This window comes from Nocardia higoensis NBRC 100133, assembly GCF_000308595.1.
Taxonomy (GTDB): Bacteria; Actinomycetota; Actinomycetes; order Mycobacteriales; family Mycobacteriaceae; genus Nocardia; species Nocardia higoensis.
Genome location: NZ_BAGA01000128.1, coordinates 20,770 through 27,168 on the forward strand (window position 1 = coordinate 20,770; position 6,399 = coordinate 27,168).

General features: G+C 70.0%; 5 protein-coding genes. 3 read left to right on the top strand and 2 right to left on the bottom strand.

Features of this window, described 5'->3' with window-relative positions; all coding sequences use genetic code 11:
• Window positions 1-40: 40 nt before the first annotated feature.
• Both ON26_RS23325 and ON26_RS34940 read right to left on the bottom strand, forming a co-directional pair.
• Window positions 41-466: a PPOX class F420-dependent oxidoreductase gene (locus tag ON26_RS23325; RefSeq protein ID WP_040798572.1), complete on the bottom strand. Its 426-nt coding sequence runs from the start codon at window positions 464-466 to the stop codon at window positions 41-43.
• Window positions 467-475: 9 nt separating this feature from the next.
• On the bottom strand, window positions 476-1,279 hold the full coding sequence (locus tag ON26_RS34940; RefSeq protein WP_040798578.1) for a TetR/AcrR family transcriptional regulator: 804 nt from the start codon (window positions 1,277-1,279) through the stop codon (window positions 476-478).
• Window positions 1,280-1,471: 192 nt separating this feature from the next.
• Here ON26_RS34940 and ON26_RS23335 point away from each other — a divergent pair, with 192 nt between their 5' ends.
• The 3 genes from ON26_RS23335 to ON26_RS23345 are packed head-to-tail and all read left to right on the top strand — an operon-like array spanning window position 1,472 to window position 6,359.
• Window positions 1,472-3,067, top strand: coding sequence for a carboxyl transferase domain-containing protein (locus ON26_RS23335; protein WP_040798574.1), 1,596 nt, complete (start codon window positions 1,472-1,474; stop codon window positions 3,065-3,067).
• Window positions 3,068-3,072: 5 nt separating this feature from the next.
• Complete coding sequence (locus tag ON26_RS23340; RefSeq protein WP_040798575.1) at window positions 3,073-5,202, top strand: acetyl-CoA carboxylase biotin carboxylase subunit; 2,130 nt, start codon at window positions 3,073-3,075, stop codon at window positions 5,200-5,202.
• Window positions 5,199-6,359, top strand: coding sequence for an acyl-CoA dehydrogenase family protein (locus ON26_RS23345; RefSeq protein WP_040798577.1), 1,161 nt, complete (start codon window positions 5,199-5,201; stop codon window positions 6,357-6,359). Before ON26_RS23340 ends, ON26_RS23345 begins: the two co-directional genes overlap by 4 nt.
• The last annotated feature ends 40 nt before the right edge of the window (window positions 6,360-6,399 follow it).

Genomic DNA, 6,399 nt, shown 5'->3' on the forward strand with positions numbered 1-6,399 from the left:
GTCCTGCACACGGCCGCCGAAGGGAGCCGCGCGGCGCGGTTCAGGCCGTCACGTCGAATGCGGCGATCACCTTGGCCGGGTGCAGACGCACGACCAGTTCACCGGGCACGCCGTTACGGCGGCCGAACTCCTCGGCCCGGTCGGCGCCCATATAACGCGCGCCCAGGGCCGTGGCGACGCGCAGCAGCTCGTCCGGCTCCTCGGAGGTCGTGACGGTGCCTTGGATCTGCACGAAGGCATAGGGCGGATCCTCGAGATCCACGCACAGGGCCACCCGCGGGTCACGCGCGAAGGCCTTGCCTTTGGCGGTGTCGGCGCCGGTACTGAAGACGACCTCCGCCCCCTCGACGAGGAACCAGATGGGCGCGACCACCGGGCGCCCGTCCGAGGCGACGAAGGCGAGCTTGCCCGTCCTGGTGCCGTGGGTGAGGAATTCGCGAACCCGATCATCCGAGAGCGAGGCCATGGCCTCACCCTAACCCGACTCGCTTCGGCTCGGCGGGACCGCGAGCGCGGACAACGCCATGTCGCGCAGCACGGGCCTGGCCCGGGCGGCGGTCGCCGATCCGGCGCTGTGCGGGGTCGAGTTCAGCAGGCCGAACACCGCGTGCGCCCGCACCCGGGCCTGTTCCTCCGGCAGCGCGGGTAGCAACCGGCAGAGCACGGCCACCCAGACCTCCACGTATTCGCGCTGGGTGCGACGCACCTGCCGCCGCGCCGACACGGGCAGATTGTCGAGGTCGCGGTCCTGGATCCGGATGAGCTCGGGCTCGCCGAGCGCGAAATCGAGGTGGAAGTCCACCAACGCGGCCAGCGCGGTCACGGCACCCCCACCGGCATCGCCGCCGGTCCCCCGGAATGAGACGTCCATCCGGCCGGCCTTCCGTCCGCCTGGACCGTCACCTGCCCGGCCGTCGAGGTCTTCCCGGAAGGCGATATCGGCCCGCCCACCGCCGACTCCTCGGCCGCCGTCGCGCCGGTCGGCATCGGCATCGGCATCGGTGATGCCGGCCAGATATTCGTCGTATACCGCTCGGCCGCCCGCGAGCAGCCGTTGACTGATCCCGACCAGCAACTCGACGAGCAGTGCTTCCTTGCTGGCGAAATGCCGGTAGACGGCGGGCCCGCTGATGCCGACGGCCGCGCCGAGGTCGTCGAGCCGCACGCCGAGGAATCCGCGTTCGGCGATCAGGCGCGCGCCCGCGTCGAGCAGTTGCCTGCGCCGTTCGGCCTTCAACTGCTCTCTGCGCGTGCCACCGGCGGCCTCGGTCTCGACCACGTACTCGCCTCCCACTCGTCCGCCGACATCCACACGGCCGCTCCACCCGCTCCGCACGAGCGGCACGGACACCGCTCGGTGTGAGCTCTGGACAACTCGGTTAATGGAGTTTAACCTGAATTCCAGTTATCAGCGACTAACTGGATCGGCCGAACCGGACGCTCCACCGCATCTTTCGAAAAGTGAGGCGGGATGACGATCACCCAGGACGTCGGCAACCGCGCGGCGCACCAGGCGCTCACCGCGCAGTTGCGCGAGCGATTGGCGACCGCCGCACTCGGCGGGCCCGCCAAGGCGCGTGAACGGCACGTGGCACGCGGCAAGCTGCTGCCGCGCGAGCGGGTCGACCAACTGCTCGACCCGGGCAGCCCGTTCCTGGAGCTCTCCCCGCTGGCGGCCCACGGGATGTACGACGACCAGTGCCCGGGCGCGGGAATCATCACCGGCATCGGCCGGGTCTCCGGGCGCGAATGCGTGATCGTCGCCAACGACGCCACCGTCAAGGGCGGCACGTATTACCCGATCACGGTGAAGAAGCATTTGCGCGCGCAGGAGGTCGCGCTGCAGAACAACCTGCCGTGCGTCTACCTGGTCGATTCCGGCGGCGCGTTCCTGCCCCGCCAGGACGAGGTCTTCCCCGACCGCGAGCACTTCGGCCGGATCTTCTACAACCAGGCCACCATGAGCGCCAAGGGCATCGCCCAGATCGCGGCCGTCATGGGTTCCTGCACCGCGGGTGGCGCCTATGTGCCCGCCATGAGCGACGAGGCGGTGATCGTCCGCGATCAGGGCACCATCTTCCTGGGCGGCCCGCCGCTGGTGAAGGCCGCGACCGGCGAGGTGGTCACCGCCGAGGAATTGGGCGGCGGCGCACTGCATTCGCGCACCTCCGGCGTCACCGACCATCTCGCCGAGGACGACCGCGACGCGCTGCGCATCGTGCGCCGCATCGTCGACACCCTGGGCCCGCGCCCGGACACCCCCTGGGAGGTTCGCCGCTCCGTCGCACCCACACTGCCCACAGACGAGATCTACGATGTCGTGCCGGTCGACGCGCGCACCCCCTACGACGTGCGCGAGGTGATCCACCGGCTCGTCGACGGGAACCCCGAGGGCGGCAGCGGTTTCCACGAGTTCAAGGCCGAATACGGCACCACCCTGGTCACCGGCTTCGCCCGCATCCACGGGCATCCGGTCGGCATCGTTGCCAACAACGGCGTGCTGTTCGCCGAATCGGCTATGAAGGGCGCGCATTTCATCGAACTGTGTGACAAGCGCGAGATCCCGCTGCTGTTCTTGCAGAACATCACCGGCTTCATGGTCGGCCGCGACTACGAGGCGGGCGGCATCGCCAAGCACGGCGCGAAGATGGTGACCGCGGTGGCCTGCGCGCGGGTGCCGAAGCTCACCGTGGTGATCGGCGGCTCCTACGGCGCAGGCAACTATTCCATGTGCGGGCGCGCCTATTCGCCTCGCTTCCTGTGGATGTGGCCGAACGCTCGGATCTCGGTGATGGGCGGCGAGCAGGCGGCCTCGGTGCTGGCCACGGTGCGCGGCGACCAGCTCGACAGTTCCGGTAACCCCTGGTCACCCGAGGACGAGGAGGCCTTCAAGGCCCCCATCCGCGAGCAGTACGAACACCAGGGCAATCCCTACTACTCGACCGCACGACTGTGGGACGACGGCGTGATCGACCCGGCCGACACCAGGACCGTACTCGGCCTGGCCCTGTCGGTGTGCGGGCAGGCGCCGCTGGAACCGGTCTCCTACGGCGTCTTCCGGATGTGAGCGCGATGACTGAACCGACCCGTACCTTCGACACCGTCCTCGTCGCCAATCGCGGCGAGATAGCGGTGCGCGTCCTGCGCACCCTGCGTGCCCTCGGCATCCGCTCGGTCGCCGTCTACAGCGATGCCGACGCCGGCGCCCGCCACGTCCGCGAAGCCGATGTAGCCGTCCGCCTCGGTCCGGCCCCGGCTCGGCAGAGCTATCTCGACATCGACAAGGTGGTCGACGCCGCGCGGCGCACCGGAGCCCAGGCCGTACACCCCGGCTACGGATTCCTCTCGGAGAACGCCGCGTTCGCCGCGGCCTTGGAGAAGGCGGGCATCGTCTTCCTCGGCCCGCCCGCTCGCGCCATCGAGATCATGGGCGACAAGATCGCCGCGAAGACCACCGTCTCTGCCTTCGGCGTTCCCGTGGTGCCGGGTATCGCCCGGCCCGGGCTCACCGACGCGGAACTGATCGCGGCCGCTGCCGACATCGGCTACCCGGTGCTGGTGAAGCCCTCGGCCGGCGGCGGCGGCAAGGGCATGCGCCGCGTCGACGACCCCGCCGAACTGCCCGCCGCCCTGGTCAGCGCGCGCCGGGAGGCCGGCTCGGCTTTCGGGGACGACACTCTGTTCCTGGAACGCTTCGTCACCCGTCCTCGCCACATCGAGGTGCAGATCCTCGCCGATACCCACGGCACCGTCCTGCATCTCGGCGAACGCGAATGCAGTCTCCAGCGCAGGCATCAGAAGGTCATCGAGGAGGCGCCGTCGCCGCTGCTCGACGCCGAGACCCGTGCGAGGATCGGCGCGGCCGCCTGCGATACCGCCCGCAGCGTCGATTACGTCGGCGCGGGCACCGTCGAGTTCATCGTCTCCGCCGACCGCCCCGACGAGTTCTTCTTCATGGAGATGAACACCCGTCTGCAGGTGGAGCACCCGGTCACCGAGATGGTCACCGGCGTGGACCTCGTGGAGGCTCAGGTGCGCATCGCCGCGGGCGCGGAACTCGGCCTCTCGCAGGACGATATCCGGCTGAGCGGCCACGCCGTCGAGGCGCGCGTCTACGCCGAGGACCCCGGCCGCGGCTTCCTGCCCACCGGCGGCACGGTGCTGGACCTGTTCGAGCCGCAAGGCCCGGGCGTACGGGTGGATTCGGGACTGCGGGCAGGCACCGTGGTCGGCAGCGACTACGACCCGATGCTCTCGAAGGTCATCGTGCACGCACCCGACCGCGCCGCCGCGCTGGCCGGCTTGGATCGCGCGCTCGCGAACACCGCTCTGCTGGGCGTGACCAGCAATATCGAGTTCCTGCGCTTCCTGCTCGCCGACCCGGATGTCCGCGCGGGCAGGCTCGACACCGGACTGCTGGACCGTCGGGTCGACGACTTCGTGCCCGCCGTCGCCTCCGACGACGATTTCGTCGTGGCTGCCGCCTACCACTGGCTGCGCCGTGAACCGGGACATGCGGGAACCGAGGCGTCGCGCTCGCTGTGGGACGTGCCGTCCGGATGGCGGGTCGGCGCGCCCGCGCCGACCCCGATCCGCCTCGCCGCGGGCGAGCGCATCGAGCACGTGTACCTGACCGGCGTCCCGGAAGACGCCACGGTCCGAATCGGAGAGGGCGAGAACCGCCGGGTACGAGCCGAATTCGAGTCCGCGGGCACCGCCCCCGGTACCGGCTCCACGGTGGCGCGCGGGGTGCTCGCGCTGACCGTCGACGGACTGCGCCGGACCTACCGGGTCGCCGAACAGGGCGACGCACTGTGGGTCGCCGGTCCCGACGGCGTGACCACGCTGCGCGCGGTCCCCGAGGTCAGTGTCCGCGGCGATTCCGCGCACGTCGGCGATGCCGAGATCCACAGCCCCATGCCGGGTTCGGTGATCGCGACGCCGGTCGCCTCCGGCACACAGGTCACCGCGGGCACCCCGATCGTCGTCGTGGAGGCCATGAAGATGGAGCACACGCTCACCGCTCCCGTGGACGGCGTCGTCGAGGTGCTCGTCACGGCGGGCGACCAGGTCCGGCTGGACGAACTGCTGGCCCGCATCGTCACGACGCCCGCCGGGGACGCCGCAGCATCCGACAGCGACGCCACGGTCGGCGCCGCACCGTCATCCGATTCCGCCGAGCGAGAAGGACTTTCCGCATGACCGACTTCCTGTCCACCGGCACCCTGCCCGAGGAGTACCGCGATCTCGCGCTGACCGTGCGAGATTTCGCGCAGTCGGTGGTGGCGCCGGTCGCGGCCGAGCACGATGCCGCGCACACCTTTCCCTACGAGGTGGTCGCGGGCATGGCCGAGATGGGCCTGTTCGGCCTGCCGTTCCCCGAGGGGTACGGCGGCATGGGCGGCGACTACTTCGCCCTGTGTCTCGCGCTCGAGGAGCTGGGCAAGGTGGACCAGAGCGTGGCGATCACCCTGGAGGCAGGCGTCTCGCTGGGCGCCATGCCGATCTACCGCTTCGGCAACGAGGAGCAGAAGCAGCGCTGGCTACCCGAGCTCACCAGCGGGCGCGCCCTGGCCGGCTTCGGTCTCACCGAGCCGGACGCGGGCAGCGACGCGGGCGGCACCAGGACCACCGCGGTGCTCGACGGCGACGACTGGGTCATCAACGGCCGCAAGCAGTTCATCACCAACTCCGGCACCGACATCACCACCCTGGTGACGGTGACCGCGGTGACCGGCACGACCGAGGGCAAGAAGGAGATCTCCACCATCCTCGTCCCCGCGAACACTCCCGGTTTCGTCGCCGAACCCGCCTACAACAAGGTCGGTTGGAACGCCTCGGACACCCATCCGCTGACGTTCACCGACGTGCGGGTGCCGCAGGAGAACCTGCTCGGCGAGCGCGGCCGCGGCTACGCCAACTTCCTGCGCATCCTCGACGAGGGCCGCATCGCCATCGCCGCGCTGTCGGTCGGCGCCGCCCAGGGCTGCGTGGACGAGAGTGTCCGTTACGCCAAGGAGCGCCTGGCTTTCGGCAAGCCGATCGGCACCTACCAGGCCATCGCTTTCAAGATCGCCCGCATGGAGGCCCGCGCGCACGCCGCTCGCGCCGCCTACTACGACGCGGCCGCGCTCATGCTCTCGGGCAAGCCCTTCAAGAAGCAGGCATCCATCGCCAAGCTGGTCGCCAGCGAGGCCGCCATGGACAACGCCCGCGATGCCACCCAGATCTTCGGCGGCAACGGCTTCATGAACGAATACGCTGTCGCCAGGCACTACCGCGACAGCAAGATACTGGAGATCGGCGAAGGGACGACAGAGGTGCAGTTGATGCTGATCGGGCGGGAGCTCGGCCTGTGAGCGGTCAGGGCCCGGAGGAGGCAGCGCAGCATCACCACGC